Below are 17,462 nucleotides of genomic sequence, written 5' to 3'. Positions count from 1 at the left end.
TGCGTGAACATCATCATGAAGGACCTGGTGAAGCTTTTGGACCCGAAATACATCGAAGTCGAAGGAATCTTCATGCCCCGCGGCGGCATCTCGCTCTACCCGTTCGCGAACTACGGCAAGCCGGGCACCGAATTCGAATCTATCGCCAAGACCCGCCTGTTTGCGGCCATCGACCGGAGAAAGTAAAGTGCCGTTCCAGAACGAGATTATCCTTGTCGCCTCCGTCTTCGCGTTTTTCGGAGGGCTCGTCGCCTTCTTCCGCTTTTTCGGCAAGCAGGGCATTTTCACGTGGACCGTCATCTGCACCATCGCGGCAAACATCGAAGTGCTTATCCTGGTGCACGCCTTCGGGCTCGACACCACGCTCGGTAACGTCATTTTCGCCTCGACCTTCCTCGCGACCGACATCATGAGCGAGATCTTCGGTAAAAAAGAAGCCAACCGCTGCGTGAAAATCGGAATCCTCGCAAACATCACCTTCATCCTGATTTCGCAGAGCTGGTTCCTCTACATTCCGGCCGACGGCGACACGATGGCTGGCCCTATCCGCACCGTATTCGCGAACACCCCGCGCGTGATGCTCGCAAGCCTGTTCGCCTATGCCGTCTGCGAGATGTTCGACGTGTGGGCCTACCATGCCTGGTGGAAATGGACCGAAAAGAAGTTCGGTGACAAGCGCAAGTTCCTGTGGCTCCGCAACAACGGTTCCACCCTCGTAAGCCAGCTTATCAACGTGGTGGTGTTCAACCTGCTCGCGTTCGCGGGCGTGTTCCCATGGAACACCATCGGCGAAATTCTCATCTTCGGGTATGGCATCTTCATCGTGACCTCCCTGATGGACACCCCATTCGTGTACCTTGCACGATGCATCGCCGAAAAGCACCCGGAACTCGTGAAAGAATAGCGTTCACCCCCAAAAAACGCGTTTTTTCACCGAATTCGCGAATTTTCGCTTCCGTCCGACACAATAACATATATATATGTATCAAGAAATCGACGTCCCGTTCCGGCACCCGCAGTCCCAAATCAGGGTGCGATGAACTAAATTTTGCCCGAAAAAATGTTCTGGACAGTGCTCACATACCTGGTCATCGGCCTTTTGTCCGTATCGGCGCTACTCTACATAGCCCTCGAAGTGCGGCTTTTCCGCGCCCTGGGCACGGTGCGCGACGGGCAGTCCGACGTGGAACCCAAACCGCGCGTAAGCATCCTGATTTCGGCGAGGAACGAGTCGGCGGGCATCCGCGCGACACTCGATTCCGTCCTCGCACAGGAATATGACGGCGAATGGGACGTATGGGTCGCCGACGACCGCAGCGACGATGACACCCCGAAAATCCTCGCGGATTACGCGGCACGCTACCCGCGGCTTCACATTCTCACCATCAACGACATTCCCGACGGCGTCAGCCCCAAAAAGCAGGCCCTTTCGAAACTTGTCGACATCTGCGACGGCGACATTCTCTGCCTTACCGACGCCGACTGTATCGTGAAACCCACCTGGATTGCCGGACTCGTGCGCGAATTCGAACCGGGAATCGAACTCGTAGCTGGGCATTCCTACATCCCGACCGTTCCCGGCAAATCGAGCGTGCTCATATGCATGCAGGCGGTCGAGACGCTCATCTACCGCGTGGCGGGGACTGCCGGCATCGCGATGCACCTTCCGCTCACAAGCACCGGCAACAACTTCGCCTACCGCAAGAGCTTCTTCAAGAGCGTCCACGGATTCGAGAACGTCCTCAAAATCCAGAGCGGCGACGATGACCTCCTGATGCAGAAAATCGCTGACGACCGTCCCTGGGCCATGCGCTACTGCGTTGCCGAATCGACCTTCGTCACCACGAGCGGCAAAGAGACCCTCAAGGAACTGTGGGAACAGCGCAAGCGCTGGGCTTCGGCAACCATATACTATACGCCGAAAATCGTATTCGTGCTCAGCATGGTATTCCTGTTCCTCGTGATGCAGTGCGTCTCGGCGGCACTTTCGCCCTTCAGCTTCGAAATTCTCATCGCGACAATCGTCGCATCGGTCGCCAAGTGCATAGGCGACCTGGTATTAATACTCCGCGGGCTCCGGATTTTCCGGCAGGAGCACCTGCTCAAGTGGTGCATCCCCGTTGAATTCATCCACGCCCCCTTCACCGTGCTGGCCGTGCTCTTCGGCCTGTTCGGACGCTTTAAATGGAAATAACGATGGCAACTACGACCAAGAAAACGACTAAGACAGAATCCACCGCAAAGACTACGGCAAAGGCCTCCGCCAAGACCACGGCGACAAAGAAGGCGACAAAACCCGCCGACGAGGGCGTAACGCTCATCATCGCCGAAAAGCCGAGTGTGGCCGCCGACCTCGTGAAGGTTCTCGGGGCTAAGTCGTTCAAGAAGAACAACGGATATTACGAAAGCGATTCGACCATCGTAAGCCACGCCATCGGCCACCTGGTGACCATCGCCGACCCCAAGGACATCGACGAGCGCTACAAGGCATGGGACATGAAGACGCTCCCGATGCTCCCCGAAAAATTCCCGCTCGTCGCCACGCCTGCCACCAAGTCCCAGCTTTCCATCGTCGGCAAGCTCATCAAGCGTAAAGATGTGACGACCATCGTGAACGCATGCGATGCGGGCCGCGAAGGTGAACTGATTTTCTTCTATATCCTCGACTACGTGCTCAAGGGCAACTTCAAGAACAAGACCATCAAGCGCCTGTGGATGCAGAGCATGACGCCTGCCGCCATCAAGGACGCGTTCGAGCACCTGCGCACCGCCGAAGAGATGGAAAACCTGAAAAACGCGGCCCTCTGCCGCAGCGAGGCCGACTGGCTCGTAGGCATGAACGGGAGCCGCGGGCTCACCGCCTACAACAGCAGCATGGGCGGGTTCCAGATTACGCCGTGCGGGCGCGTGCAGACCCCGACGCTCGCCATCATCGTGAAGCGCGAGGAAGAACGCCAGCAGTTCAAGCCCGAAAAATTCTGGACCATCGATGCGGACTTCGACAACGGCGGCGTGAACTACCAGGGCAAATGGTTCGAGGGCGACGGCAAGGACCGCAAAAAGCAGATTTTTGACGAGAAGAAGGCGAACGAGATTCTCAAGAAATGCAAGGGCAAGCCCGGCAAGATTGAGGAAACGACAGCGCCCTCCCAGCAGAAGTGCGGGCAGCTCTACGACCTAACCACGCTCCAGCGCGAGGCGAACAACCGCTTCGGCTTCAGCGCCAAGACTACGCTCTCGATTGCGCAGGCCCTATACGAACGCCACAAAGCAACGACCTACCCGCGTACCGACAGTCGCTGCCTACCCGAAGACTACGTGGCACCCGTGAAGGCTACCCTCGCAAAGATTGAAGGCCCGCTCGCCAAGTTCGCGCAAGAGGCCCTCGACAAGAACTACGTGAAGCGCACCCCGAAAGTCTTTGACAACACGAAGATTTCGGACCACTTCGCCATCATCCCTACGGGTGTTGCCCCGAAGGGACTCTCCGAAGCCGAAGAAAAAATCTACACGATGGTGTGCCAACGCTTTATCGCGGTATTCTTCCCGCCGGCACAGTACCTGGGCACCACCCGCATTACGACCGTCGAAGGCGAGACGTTCATTACCGAAGGCAAGATTCTCGTGGACCCGGGTTTCAAGGCGGTCTACGGCAAGGACAGCGACGACGAATCAAACGTGCCGCCCCTGAAGGGAAACGAAGCAAAGACGCTTGACATGCGCAGCAGCGAGGACTTCACCAAGCCGCCTGCACACTACACCGAAAGCACGCTCCTTTCCATGATGGAAAGCGCAGGCAAGCTCGTCGAGGACGACGAGTTGCGCGACGCCATGAAGGAGCGCGGGCTTGGTACACCTGCGACACGCGCCGCCATTATCGAGAAACTGGTGAGCGACAAGTATGTTGTCCGTGACGGCAAGGAAATGATCCCGACAGCGAAGGCTTTCGACCTCATCAAGGTCCTCTCGGCCATGAACTGCGAGGCGCTCACAAGCCCGGAACTCACCGGCGAGTGGGAATACAAGATGGACCTCATCAGCAAGGGCAAGGAATCCCGCGAGAACTTCATGAAGGGCATCGTCGACATGACGAAGAACATGGTGAAGAACATCAAGGGATTCAAGGAAGAGAACACCACCGGCGAGGCGAAGTTCAGCCCCGTGAACGGCAAGAAGGTGTTCGAGACCGTAAGCCGCTACACCACCGAAGACGGCATCGTCATCCGCAAGATGATTGGCGGCAAGCACCTCTCCGACGAAGAAATCGTGGAACTCCTCACCAAGCGTAAGATTGGCCCCTTGCCCGGGTTCCGCAGCAAACGCGGTGCGGAATTCACCGCGGTGCTCATCATCAACGACCAGAACAAGATCGAATTCGTATTCGAAGAAAAGCCCGAAGAGATTGAAATCGGAGAGACAATCGGGGAATCCCCCGTCGACGGGACCAACGTGTTCGAAACGCTCACCGGCTACGTGAGCCAGAGCTACATCGACAAGCAGCCTTCGGGTCTCAACTTGCCCAAGGTGCTCCTCGGAAAGGAAATCCCGCTCGAAGAAATCAAGAACCTCCTTGCAGGCAAGAAAACGGCGCTCATCAAGGGCTTCCGCAGCAACAAGACGCGCAGGCTCTTCGACGCCTACCTCACGCTCGAAAAGGGCAAGATCAAGTTCGACTTCCCGCCGCGCGACTTCAGCAAGGGCAGACGGTTCTTCAAGAAAGCTCCCGCCAAAAGCGAAGGCTAGCATCACGAGGCCAGCATGCGCCTGCGGATTTTCTTTTTCGGTTTGCTTGCCGCATTCGCCTGTTCTTTCGCGGCGGCCCCCCGCGGGCTTCCCAAGGAGCTCCTGCCGCTCTGGAATTCGCTCACGCTCGAAGAGAAAATCGGGCAGATGATCATGGTCTACATGGCACCGCCGAATTTCACCGTTACAAACAACTTTGGCGGAATTCTCGTAATGAAGCCGCACCTTTCGAACATGAACCTGTTCCGGAAGAACCTCGAAAAGATTTCTTCGCGCATCAAGGTCCCGCTGCTCGTCACCATCGACCAGGAAGGCGGCACCGTGAACCGGGCCGTGAACATCGACCGCAAGTGGGAAAAGACCCCTAGCGCAAAGGAGATGCGAGAATCGGAGCCCGCAGCAATCGAGCGCACGGCACATGAAGTCGGCAAGACGCTTCACGACGCAGGCTTCAACCTGAACCTCGCCCCCGCCCTCGACCCCGCATTCGATTCCCACGGCAAGGAAACCTTCATGGAGCACTGGAACCGCTCATGGAACGGCATCGAGAATGCAGAGAAGGTCCGCGCATTCGTGAAGGGAATGCGGGCTTCCGGCATCATCAGCGCATCGAAGCACTTTCCCGGCTATGACAGCAACAAGAACAGCGACTTGCAGATGGCCGAAAGCGATGCGAGCGAATCTAGAATCAAGGAATACGTCAAGTTCTTCAGGGCTCTCTCCCCGGACATTCCTATCGTCATGATGAGCAGCGTCCGCTACACGAAAATTTCAAACGCTCCCGCCGTATTCGAGAAGAAACTCGTGAAGATGGCCCACGACCTCGACGACGACATCGTGGTCCTCACCGACGACCTCTGGGGAAGCTCCCTGCGCGGCTGGATCAGCGGCCCCGGAACACCGCTCAACGACCCCTACCCCGCATCCGAATTCAAGAAAGTCGTGACAGCCGCTCTCGATGCCGGCAACGACATGTTCATCATCACCTACCCCGCCAAGGCGGTTGATATCAAGAAATTCATTCTCGATCGCGCCATGAACGACAAGGCATTCCTTGCAAGAATCGAGAAATCCGTCGTCCGCATTCTAAAGATGAAACTTCGCGCAGGGCTGCTCTCGCCCTGATGGCGTCAGTCATCTCACAACGTTCGCTTTTTTCGCTTTCGTGAGGTTCTTCACCTCTTTCAATATCTTTCCCGGCCCGACCTTGTTGTAGGCCAGTTTCAAGATTTCTGCACAGGCAAGCGTATCATCCATCGCACGGTGATGCCTAAAGTCGCTGAGGCCAAGAGAATCCGTCAGGTTGTGCAGGCTGTAGCTCGGCAGTCCCGGAAAAAATTTTCGCGATATCTTTACGGTGCAGAGCCTCGGCGGGTCAAACTTCACGCAGCAGCGCTTGAGTTCCGTCAGAATCATGCGGCAATCGAACTGCACATTGTGCGCGACAAAGATTCTGCCTTCAAGCATCCCGGACACTTCTTCCGCTATTTTCGAAAACTGCGGAGCCCCGTTCACCATCTCGTCGGTAATGCCCGTAAGGTTCTTGACAAACGGCGTAATCGGCACGCCCGGATCCACCAGGCTGTGGAACTGTCCCACCTGTTCCATGCCATCGAGCAGGACAATCCCGATTTCGGTAATACGGTTCGATTCACCCGCACCGCCAGTCGTTTCTACATCGACGACGGCGAATTTCAGCATATCCTCTTGCGGGGCGGTCATCAGCGAATCGGGATATCGATATCGAGCGTGGCATGGTTCTTGCGGTCTTCGACTCTGGCCTTCATGACCTTTGCCTTCGGGCGACCGTAGATAGGGACCACCAACAGATTCGAGATGCCGGCATCTTCACTCGCCGTCGCTTCCGAATCGCGAACCGTCTTCGTAAAGATGGCGTTCTTGCCCGTATCGTAAATAGAATACGTAAGTTCGCGCACAAGGCCGGGTTTAATCTGCTTCGTCGGCACCTGGAAGTAGACATAGCCGCCCTTCGGCACCTTGCGGAGGCTATCCCTGATTTCTTCCTCGGTCGCGAAATCGGCCTCAAGCGCCATGCGCACATTCTTCTTCACCTTGTCCGGACTCTCATAAAGCACGGAAACCTCGAAACGGGCATCCTTCGGCACGGCGGATTCGCGCACGTCCCTGATATTCGCGTTGTTCTGATAGTATTCCCAGCGGCCATTGTCGTGAAGGATGACCGTCGAACCGTTGGAGGTCGTCGCGACAATATCTTCAGCGAAGGAGAACGCCGTACAGACCGCCATTGCGACGAAGGCCAACTTAAAAGCGCGCTTAAAATTCATTTGCATAACCCAAAATCCTGTTTGCGGGCCAGAAAGCCCTCACGCCCTGAATATAAATAAAAAAAGCGGATTCTGCGTCAAAAAAAACACCAAAAGCCGAAAATTGGGGATTAAACAGTCTTTTTTCACCCCATCCAACCCCCATTTTATTACTTTGTACGCAACGTATACGTGAAAAAAGCCCGCACAGTGGAGATAAAAAACCATTTTTTAGCCCAGTTTAATCCCCAAATCCACCAAAAACAGCGCACGCACCCCCTGCTTTTATTACATTTTTGCGTATGGACGGTAAAATCCGCTTTGCGCCAAGCCCCACGGGCTACCTTCACGAAGGCCACCTGCTTTCGGCGCTTTACGTTTGGGCCGCGGCCCGCAAGTGGAACCTGCAAATACACCTGCGCATCGAGGATCACGACCAAAGCCGTGCACGCCCCGAATACATCGAGAGCATCTACGAAGACCTGAAATGGTTCGGATTCCGATTCGACAGCGATAGCATACAAAGTAAGCACCCGGAGCGTTTCGAAGAGGCGCTCCAAAAGCTGCAATCCCAGGGTTTGGTCTACCCCTGCTACTGCAGCCGCAAACAGCTGGAAGCAGAGAACCCCAAAAGTTCCACCGGCGAAGTAATCTACCAGGGCAAATGTCGACAGCAGGCAAACCCGGAGGCAATGTCGGACCAGCCCCATTGCCTCCGCGTCTCCATTCCGAACAAAGTCGTGCACTGGCACGACAAGTTTCTCGGAGATTTCGATGAAAATCCGCAACAGCAATGCGGGGACTTCCCGATCCGCGACCGCGACGGACAGTGGACATACCAGTTCGCCGTGTGCGTCGACGATATCGACGAAGGAATCACGCACGTGGTTCGCGGCGAGGACATCCGAAATTCCACCGCAAGGCAAATCGCCCTCATGCGCCTGCTCGGCCGCGACGTTCCACCGATATACCTGCACCATCCGCTCGTCGTGGATGCCGCAGGCAAAAAACTCTCGAAACGCGAACGCGCCCACAGCCTGCGCCAGGACCGCGATGCCGGAGTTTCAGCCGAAAAACTGCTGGGCCGGGTATGCTACAGGGCCTCGCTTGTAGCCCAAGACACCTCCCTCTCGCTAGAAGAGGCGATTTCAGTCGTAGCCGGCAAACTGTAAATACTAAAAAACAAAAAAATAACGTATATTCTAGGCATGGCGCACAATACACCGTCATCCACCGTCATGAAAGTCCGACAGGAGGCTGCCCTTTTTGATTCCAAGGACAGGCTGCTGCTCTTTTCGACGAAGAACGAATTTCAGACTCCGCTCCTGCGCGAAGCGAGCGACACTTTCTACGAAAAGTGGAAGCAATCCGCCAACGCTATCCCGCTCGACTCTTTTATCCCGGTATCTGCGAGCTTCACGCCTCAGCAGAAGAAACAGTGCGAGACTCTCTTCAAGACGGTATTCAAGGAGAAAGCCGAGGACTTCGGTACGCCAGACCTTTACCTGCTTGCCGGATTCCTCAAGTGGGACGGCAACGCGCTTGCACCGAGCCTGCTCATCCCGCTCGAGCCCAGTGCAGACGGGAACTCCATAAACCTTTCGAACAGGCCTCCCATCGAGAACACGGTCCTCTCCGAGAGGCTTGCCGGAGTCCAGCTTCCGCGCATCGAAGACGCAACGCTCGACGGCCAGTTCAGCATCCAACTTTACTTTTCCCTGTTCGAAAAGGCCATCGCCGCCGAAAAGAACTGGAAGTTCACGCGCCATGGCATCTGCCTTGCCTTTTTAAATAGCAGCAGGCTCCGCCTCAAGATGGCGATGCGAAACCTCGGAAGCGAAAAGAAAATCGACAGCAACCCCTTCCTCTCCTCGCTCTTCGGCGAAGATGGATTCCAGGTTCGGGAATCCGTATTCGAGGAAGCGGACTTCGACCAAATCTACAACCCGGCCGACCACCATTTCCTCTACACCACGGACTCGCACACGACCAAGGTGACCATCGACGCGCTCGACGAAAATGCGCACGGCTACGCCATCCAGGCGCTGCCCGGCACCCAGAAAGTAAAGGTCGCAACTAACATCGTCGCCGAGGCCCTCGCGAAGGGACATGACACGCTAGTGGTCACGCGGCGCGCCATCTCCAGGCAGACTTTTACGCAGGCATGGAAATCCGACTTCCGCTCCTACAGCGGCCGTCCGCGCGCAGAAGTCGCCGCCGATATCAACAAGACGCGGCAATTCTTTATCAACTACTACAAGGCGGTCAACGGGAAGTCTCCCTCCGACAGCACGAGCCTGACCGACATCCTGCAGTTCTTTGCGCAGGCGCCCAAGCCGAAGGCGAAATTCGTCGAATCCATCTTCCAGGAATCGAACAATCTCCCCTTCAAGGAATTTTCGAACCTGCAGCGGCTCCTGCAAGAAATTTCCGACCTCTATTTCAACAAGGGCGGAATCGCAGCGCGCAAGCTCCTCGAAAACATCAAGGCCGAAAGCCTCACCCAAGAAGCGAAGGCCGAAATCGCCAAGAACATTGACGATACCATCCAAAAAGTCGAAGTCATAAGGCCGCTTGTCGACCTGTTCAAGGAAGAAGGGTTCTTCCCCACCGGCATCTACCTGCCCGCGCTATCCGAAATCATTTCGCTTATCCGCAAGAACTTCGACGAAAACACGCCCGAATTCGAAGGCTGGGATCTCTGTTCCAACAGCTGGAGCGCCTACCAGGATTCCCTCAAGGAACTGCCCGAAGCAGGCGACAAGTGGGTCCGCTACCGCAGGCAGACCTCCGACATATACACGGACGACGCCGTCGACGAGAACATCCTCGCCGCCCGCGAGGAATTTGCCGACAGCCTCAAGGTCACGCTCAAGGGACTTTCCGACCGCTACCGCAATTCGCGCAAGCGCCTCATGAAGGTGCTCAAGCATCCGAAAGAAGTTTCTTCGGATGCGCACCTGCTCGACCTCATCGACACCCTCCTGGAGCTGCAAGAAAACAAGCGCGCCTACAAGGACACGGCCGTTCTCGGCAACCATCTGCTAGGTCGCGACTGGCTCTACGAAAAATCGAACTGGGTCAACCTGAACAAGAAGATTACCTACATCTACGACTTCCGCGAAAAGCATGCGAACAGCCCGCAGTTCAACCTGATGCTCACGGTTCTCGAGCACTGGCACCAGATCAAGCCGATGCTCCCGCGGTTCGAGGAATTCGACAAGGCCGTACAGGAACTGCTTTCGGGCATGCGGGTGCTCTCCAAGGAACTTGTTCTCGACATTCCGCTCGACAGTCTCGACCTCGACAAGAGCCTCGAAGAAATCAACCTCTGGAAAGACAACTGGAACGTCCTCAACACACACCTTAAGCTTTCCTCGCTGTTCCGCGAGCTCGAAAATACCGGTTGCAAGACGCTCCTGCGCTTTGTTCAGAATCCGGCGGCTGTCAACAGCGAACTGCCCCAGGCCACCGCATATTACTGGGCGGCCTCCCAAGTCCAGCGCTTCAGCAAGGAATTCCCCGAAGTATTCTCCTGCGCCCCGAAAGTCCATTCCCAGCTCGGCAAAAAATACCGTCTGCTGCTGGACGAATTCTGCAACGCGAACTTCCGCGAAGCGCACGCCACCGCAACCGAGAAACTTTCGGTATTGAGCATCGAAGACGCCCTTGTCTGCGAAAAGAAATTCGACACCATCGTCCTTCTGGACGCAGGCAGCATCTCCGTAGCCGAATCCATCCCGCTTGCATTAAAGGCAAACAAGGTAATCCTCATCGGCAACCCGCACGCACCGGCCCTAGAGCCGTTGCCTTTTGACGCCTACCTCGACATCGACCCCGTACACACGGCGTTCTTCCAGGAAAGCATCATGACGGCCTCGTTGCGCCGCGGCATCCCGACCCGCGAACTCTGGTTCTCGGACAGCTATTCCGACCCGTCTCTCGTAGAATTCGCGAACGAGCACATCTACAACCACGGCATCCGCCAGCTGCCGCCCCCGGTTCGCGATTCCGGCAAGAGCGATACCATCCAGACGGTTGCAGACAAAGTCATCGACATTGCAAAGGCGGCCATTCACCATGCCGAGACGCATCCGGGGCAGACTCTCGGAATCATCGCATTCCACCAGGTGACATGTCACGAAATCGAGTCGACTATCAAGGCGCTTCTCACCAAGGATGCCCCCTGCGCCAGATTCTTTGCAAACAGCGACCTCTCGACCGGATTCTACATCAAGACTCCAGAAAGGGCTACCGAAAAATACCGTGACGTCATATTCGTCTGCGCAGAGCCCGATGCCATGGACAAGAGCTCCAGCGAAGGGAAAATCGCCATCAGCGCGACACTCGCACGCCACAAGCTCAAGATTTTCATGACCGAAGCCGACAAGCAAAAGATGACCACCGCCAAGTCTGCCATGCTGCGTGACTGGATGGCCCATCTGCTTCGCAAGGCGAAACCTTCCGACTTCGAAATCAAGCCGGCAGATTCGGCACTCCGCTCCCAGGTCATCGCGCTCCTGCAAAACGAGGGCATCAACGTCTTGCCCAGTTTCGCTTCCGGAGCCATACCCGTCGGCCCTGTCGTCGTGGACGCGAACAACCCCAAGAGGTTCCTCGCCGTCATCGAAGACGACTGCACCACGGAACGCTTCCGCGAATCCATCGAAGACCGCGAATACGTGCGCCCCGTGCTCCTGCGCCAGCTAGGCTGGAAGGTCCTCAACATCTGGACTCCCTTCTGGTACATTTCCAACGCAGACGAAGCGAGCCATATCATCACGACCATCGCCATCGAACAGAGCGTCGCACCGCCGCCTCCCGAAGAACCCAAGGCCGAAGTGGGCACAGCCGAGAACGATTCCGCGGCCGCCGAAATCCAGACAAAGCCCTACCAGGTGGTCCATCCGAAAATCGAAGGAACCGCCCACGACAAGCCCATCGCGGAACTCTCCGCGCTGTCGCTCATCGTGCAGCTCAAATTCTATGTCGATCACGAAGCTCCCATCCACGAGGAAGTGCTATTGTCGCGCCTGCTGGAACTGCACCATGTCGATCGCGCAGGCCCGATGATCCTCCAGGCTCTGAACGACGCCATCAAGCAAGGTTTCCAGCGCCACAAGTTCATCAAGACAGGCAAGTTCTTCTACTCCACGAAGAACCCGCCCGTAGTGTTGCGGGACAGGAGCATGCGTCCGCAAAACGAACGCAAGTTCATCTACGTCTCTCCCGAGGAGAGGGCCCTGCTACCTGCATCCATGGACGAGTTTGCGCAAAAGCAAGCACTCGGGCTCCTAGACTAGGGACCCGCCCATTACGCGGAATTCAGCGAAACAGCTAAAAAGCTACTTGAGCTTCACGACAAGCGCGTTGATGTTGTAGATGGAAAGCTCGCGAGCCTTATCCTCGGCCGCCTTCCTTGATGTCCATCCACCGCCGCGCAGCTTGTAGAACGGGGCATCGAACACCACCTGGATGTTGTAGCCCGTCGATGCAGAAATCTGCGCCTTACGACGCTGGGCGGCATCGAAATCGCCCACGGCCTCAAACTGCAGAACGTAATAGCCATTTCCCTTGGATTCCTTTCCGGAACCCTTCGATACGGCGAGAGCCGAAATGTCAGTCGTGTCGCGCAGCGAAGAGCTCAGTTCGGGCTTGTATTCCTTGCCGCGGAAAAGGGAGTCGATATCCGTAGGGTCACCCGCCCACGACAAGGCTATCGCAGCGAGGCAAATCAGGAGGCTAATCTTTTGCATGGTCCAAATGTAGAAAAATCCCCGCCCTGAGGGCGGGGATGCAAGTTCATTTTAGACCGAAGAAGCGCTATTACTTCTTAACAACGCCCGTGCCGCGTTTTACGCCCCAGACCTCGGTCTTTTCCTTCTTGCCCTTGGTTCCGACGGAACCGAGCTTCACGTAGGACGAGTACTTGGTGATGTAGGCACCAGTACCCACGAGGCGGTGCTTGTCAGAGAGCATGTTCCATGCGACGAAGAAGTTGCGCGGGTTCTTCACGCAGTCGCCCACGGCGCCTTCCTGGGTCGGGTCGGCCGAGAAGAACGCATCGTCACAGTAAATCTTTCCGCTCTGGTGAGCAACGAACGAGCCGAGGTTCGTGTAGTAGTCAACTTCGTAGAAGAAGTAGATGTCATGCGGATTGTTCTGGTACACCCTCGTGAAAGATGTATCGGCACCGATGATGGAACCCATGTCAGACTGCACGAAGTGGCCGAGCGTATTCGGGTGGGCCGACTTGACATCGTCCATATTCTCGCTCGTCTTGACCGGGAAGACTTCGCCCACCGGGGTATTTTCGTCCACGGCCGACGGATCCGCAACGTTATACGGAATCGTGGTCACGTCGATCTTCGCATCACCCACAACCTGCACCCACGGAGACGGCAAGCGGTCCGTAGCATTGTAGTTCGTCGGAGAATTCCAGTGCCAAGAAGCATCGTCGGCAGGCCTGAGCGTATCGGCACCCGGAGCGGCCCCATTCGAGGAGTCGGCCCACACAACGTTATCGGCACGGAAACGGATGTAGTCACCCACGTGCGGAGTCGGCTTCAGCTTGTCATCGTTGTAGTAACGGAGCGTAAGCGTATCCCTCTTGTTCTGGGGAGAGTTCTGGGATTCCACATGGATATACTTGGCTTCTTCTTCCTTGAACGCTTCATCGACAGCAGAGTTCAGATAATAGCTGAATGCCGAGGTTGCCACGGAGCCATCCAGAACCATCACCGGTTCGGAAGCGACAATCTTCACCTGGTCATACACGCCACCGTCTGTTTCTGCCGAAGCGCGAGCCGAAAGGATAATCGGAGCCATACGGTCGGTCAGGTGACCTTCGAAGAACGATTTCACGGTATCGCCCTTCCACTTGTAGGTCGTAAACGATGCAATCCTGTCTTCGTTCAGTACCAAAGTCTTCACATCGGCAGTGAACGGATCGTCGACAGCAAACACGAGCGTCTGGCCGTTATCCGGGCTCTTGTCATAGGCTTCCTTGATTTCGGCAGCACTGAACTGCGTGGAGCAGAACATTTCCTTGTCCTTCGGGTTAGTAGAATAACCCAAATCATAAGGATTGATCTTCACCAGGTGCTTTTCGTCGAAGTTGAGGCACAGGAAGAACGGGATGGAGTCCGGATGAATGGCACGGTCATAGATAACCGCCATGGAGTCCGCCCTACCATCCAAGTAGTCCGCCGATTCCTTGTAGAACTTAGACGAGATGTTCATTTCGCCCGTGGGAGCGCCCTTCACGTCGAACATGTCGACAATGAGCGGCATCGGTGCAGGCGGTTTGTAGAAATGCATGTTGCCATAGGGAGCCGCGACTGCGTTGTTCGCGACAGCACCCACAAGCATGGTCGCCGCGGGCTGACTCGGGTCATCGTAGACCTGGCTCGAACGGATACGCACCAAGGCGACACCGTCTACCAGAGCGCTGACAGCACCCGAAACTCCGCTGGAGGCATCCAGGATATCCAGGGCAAAATTACATTCCGTGCAGAGGGCTCCCGTCGCCGGGTTACGGACAATGAGGTAGAAGTCCACGTCGGCATTCACCCAGTGGAAGTATTCATCGCCATCCTCATCCACATCGGGATCCTGATCCATCGTAGTCCATTCCATGACGTTGCCGAGGGAGTCGGTCGTCTTGGGCTTGGCAAACGACAGCTGCGGGGCGAAGAACGAGAGTGTCGCGACAGCGGTGCGCACGGAAGCCGTAACCTTCGTTTCGGCGGCAGTCAAACCAGCGAGCGGAACTTCCACCCAGAGGGTATCGATACCGTTCTCGTCAATCCTGCCGTTATAAGGCACAGAGAGCGGAGTCGTATCTTCCTTGTTCTTGTAGAGAGTGGCACCCGCAGAAAGCGTGAGCGTGTAGGTCTGGTTCGCTGCAGAAGCGAGGTCGACCGTGCCCTGATCGTCCGGAGCGGATACATAGATCGGGAGGCGCGTGCCGGCGAGGCCCATGCCCTCGAACTTCCATTTGGTTCCGACCGGGTAGATGTTGACATCTCCGTCGGTATTCGGGAACTCGACATCCTGCGTCACGACATCAAGGTTACCCTTGATTTTGAACTTATGGTAGGCAGTCTTGCCATCCACGGTAATGGCGAGGTAGTAGGTTCCGGGAGGAAGTCCGTTCATCTTTTCCTGGTTGAACTTCGGCACCTTCGGGTTCGTGAGGTCGATACCGCCATGGTTGATGGTTCCCGGAGTCAAAGCGGCACAGTCGCCACAACCCTGCACCGGTTCCTTCTTGCGGGTGACAATCTTGAAGGCAATCTCAGTTTTAATACTATCTCCACATTCTTCTGAACCTTCATCGGTACCGGCAAGCACGGAGGCACAGTCGCCACCGCCGCTCGTGAGCACGCAGACATCAAGTTCGAGGCCACCATCGCCCTGCGGTTTGGGGTCAATCGTGATACCGGTCGACTGCTTGATGTACATGTTCGTCTTGATACGCACGTTACTCATGTCGGTACGGCGGTCACAGAAGAAAATGTCGATTTCGTAGTCCGTTCCGGCCACGAGGGCGCCGCTAGCTCCTGTAAACTGATCCAGGTTAACGTAGCCCGGGGCTGCCAAGTGCGTACCGCCAAGGTCCACGGCAAGCTTGTTGTCGATAAACACCCAGATGTCATCGTCACCACGGAACGAGAACTGCATTCCCGGACGGTAAGTGAACTTGGCGTGGGACTCGAAGCAGAACATCTGGTTGTTGTTGCCCTTGATTCGGGTATCCCAGGTGGAGTTGTCGTAAACGTTGGGATGCTTACCATCGCCAAATTCGCCGTCAGAGACCGGATAGAGGTCGATGTATGGCAAGCCGGTTGTCGGTTCAATGGCAGACCAGTCAGAAACACCAGGAAGGAGCGTCTGAGCCTTCTGTGAAATTCCATTTTGAGTAGGTGTTTGCCCTTGTTCACCGACACCATACCTCACGTTACCGAGACCCGGTCTGGCAGTTGCCGCCTTCTTGCAAGCAGCATCAGCCTGGCAAGTGGGATCGGTAAGCAGGTCATTCAAGATGGTAAAGGCGCCCGTCGGTTCGTTATAGCTGTCGTATTCCCACAGGCCATCCTTGGTGAGGCTGAAGGTGACGTCACGGCAGTGCTGGTAGTTCACGCCCGGTGTGGGCTTGAACATCACGTCAAAGGCTTCCTGGCTCACGAAGCAGCCGCTCGCCGGATTATAGACCGGCTTCTTTGTCGCCGGAAGCGTCGCGTTCACAATCCCCGGAGTCACGCCGATACAGGGGATTGTTCCCGGATAGGAATAAGGGGCTCCAGCCACGGCACATCCGTTCGTGGCCACCTGCGGGTAGGCATCACAGGTAAAGGCGCCATGCAAGCTAGCATCGGTATCGTAGAGGATTGCGGCCAGTTTGTAGGTGCAGTTTCCTTCGAGGCCCGGGTCCGTAATCGAAATCTGGTCGACGGCGCTTTCTGCGGCCAAGTCAACATCGGCAATGAAGTAAACCTTGTTAGTATTATATTGGTTATAGATGACTTCCATCGGAATCGGGATAAGCACATCCGCTTCCCAACCGTCCAAGCCAATGGCATCTTCCAAGTCTGCGTCATCGTCCTTGAAGAAGATGAAGGATGTCGGCAGGGGTTCGTCCATCCACACGGCGTAGTACCATCCGCACATACCCGGCGCGACCTTGAACGGCTGGCGGCTCGCGTAGGTTCCATCGGGAGACCACATCGGGACGGTCGCCTTCCACTCCGCTTCGTCCGGCACGAGCACATACATGTACTTGATATTCGGTTCGGTATAGGAAACTAGGGTCTTGCCCGCCTGCTTCGGGTTTTCCAGAACCCAGACATCCGTCGTGCCCTTGGTGCTCGGGCATGCGATATCTCGAGAATTCTTCGGAATATTCGGGTCATAGGCAGAGTGACCATTCCATACAGCGGCAAGGATGTAGTCGAGCGGGTTTGACGAAGAGTTCGCCAAGCCGAATGCCGTTTCCTGGGCTTCGCCAAGGGCGTTCGACAAGTCGTAATCATAATAACCCGTCGTGGGGTTCTTGTTCGCCGCAGTGACAAGGGCCGCCTTATTATTCATGGTCACATAGAAAGAAGCGGGCCATTCGTCAGGCTTCTTAAAATGGAGCGTACCCGTACATGCGGCTGCAGCGCTCTGCACGCCAACAAACAGCATGCAGGCACCCAAAACCCACTTCCACAGGGAGATCTTCATGTATTTCATCATTTTTGTTTCCATCAATGGTTTTCCTTCCAACTAAGCATACCAAAAAGACCGGCCTTTTTAATATGCCACACCGACCTCAAATTTATTCTTTTCTTTGAAAAAAAGCCAACTCTTTTTTTATTTTTTGTTAAAAATACGTTTACTTCGGTAAAAATCCGGCCAGTCAACAAAAGAAAGTGCAAATTATCACAAGAT

10 protein-coding genes and 1 pseudogene are annotated in these 17,462 nt (G+C 55.8%); 7 read left to right on the top strand and 4 right to left on the bottom strand.

Annotated features, from left to right (window positions below; translation table 11 throughout):
• The 5 genes and pseudogenes from B2952_RS08110 to B2952_RS08090 all read left to right on the top strand — a co-directional run.
• A pseudogene (locus tag B2952_RS08110) lies at nt 1-186 on the top strand (NADPH-dependent 7-cyano-7-deazaguanine reductase QueF); the annotation flags it as partial.
• A 1-nt stretch (nt 187) separates the two neighbouring features.
• Nucleotides 188-904, top strand: coding sequence for a queuosine precursor transporter (locus B2952_RS08105; protein WP_290733312.1), 717 nt, complete (start codon nt 188-190; stop codon nt 902-904).
• A 156-nt stretch (nt 905-1,060) separates the two neighbouring features.
• Entirely contained in the window at nt 1,061-2,194 is a 1,134-nt protein-coding gene (locus B2952_RS08100) for a glycosyltransferase (RefSeq protein ID WP_290733310.1), read from the top strand.
• 2 nt (nt 2,195-2,196) lie between these two features.
• Nucleotides 2,197-4,743, top strand: coding sequence for a DNA topoisomerase III (locus B2952_RS08095; RefSeq protein WP_290733308.1), 2,547 nt, complete (start codon nt 2,197-2,199; stop codon nt 4,741-4,743).
• A gap of 15 nt (nt 4,744-4,758) precedes the next feature.
• A complete protein-coding gene (locus B2952_RS08090) occupies nt 4,759-5,868 on the top strand; it encodes a glycoside hydrolase family 3 N-terminal domain-containing protein (protein WP_290733306.1) in 1,110 nt (369 codons plus the stop codon).
• A gap of 9 nt (nt 5,869-5,877) precedes the next feature.
• Here the strand turns inward: B2952_RS08090 and B2952_RS08085 are convergent, their stop codons facing one another.
• Together B2952_RS08085 and B2952_RS08080 are read right to left on the bottom strand one after the other, a co-directional pair.
• Nucleotides 5,878-6,444 carry a 3'-5' exonuclease gene (locus tag B2952_RS08085; protein WP_290726044.1) on the bottom strand — a complete coding sequence of 189 codons (567 nt, stop codon included), beginning with the start codon at nt 6,442-6,444 and terminating at the stop codon, nt 5,878-5,880.
• A gap of 20 nt (nt 6,445-6,464) precedes the next feature.
• Nucleotides 6,465-7,049, bottom strand: coding sequence for a hypothetical protein (locus B2952_RS08080; RefSeq protein WP_290781570.1), 585 nt, complete (start codon nt 7,047-7,049; stop codon nt 6,465-6,467).
• A gap of 281 nt (nt 7,050-7,330) precedes the next feature.
• Here B2952_RS08080 and B2952_RS08075 point away from each other — a divergent pair, with 281 nt between their 5' ends.
• Both B2952_RS08075 and B2952_RS08070 read left to right on the top strand, forming a co-directional pair.
• Nucleotides 7,331-8,200 (top strand): glutamate--tRNA ligase family protein, encoded by an 870-nt coding sequence (locus B2952_RS08075; RefSeq protein ID WP_290726048.1) that lies wholly within the window; start codon nt 7,331-7,333, stop codon nt 8,198-8,200.
• A 36-nt stretch (nt 8,201-8,236) separates the two neighbouring features.
• Entirely contained in the window at nt 8,237-12,331 is a 4,095-nt protein-coding gene (locus B2952_RS08070; RefSeq protein ID WP_290733304.1) for a hypothetical protein, read from the top strand.
• Between the two features lie 42 nt (nt 12,332-12,373).
• On the opposite strand, the gene B2952_RS08065 is transcribed toward B2952_RS08070, so the two are convergent.
• Both B2952_RS08065 and B2952_RS08060 read right to left on the bottom strand, forming a co-directional pair.
• Nucleotides 12,374-12,784: an SPOR domain-containing protein gene (locus B2952_RS08065; protein WP_173365803.1), complete on the bottom strand. Its 411-nt coding sequence runs from the start codon at nt 12,782-12,784 to the stop codon at nt 12,374-12,376.
• A 70-nt stretch (nt 12,785-12,854) separates the two neighbouring features.
• Nucleotides 12,855-17,279, bottom strand: coding sequence for a fibro-slime domain-containing protein (locus B2952_RS08060; protein WP_290733303.1), 4,425 nt, complete (start codon nt 17,277-17,279; stop codon nt 12,855-12,857).
• Between the last annotated feature and the right edge of the window lie 183 nt (nt 17,280-17,462).

It is taken from the genome of Fibrobacter sp. UBA7003 (assembly GCA_002449765.1).
GTDB lineage: Bacteria > Fibrobacterota > Fibrobacteria > Fibrobacterales > Fibrobacteraceae > Fibrobacter.
This window is presented reverse-complemented; position numbering and strand designations above follow the sequence as displayed.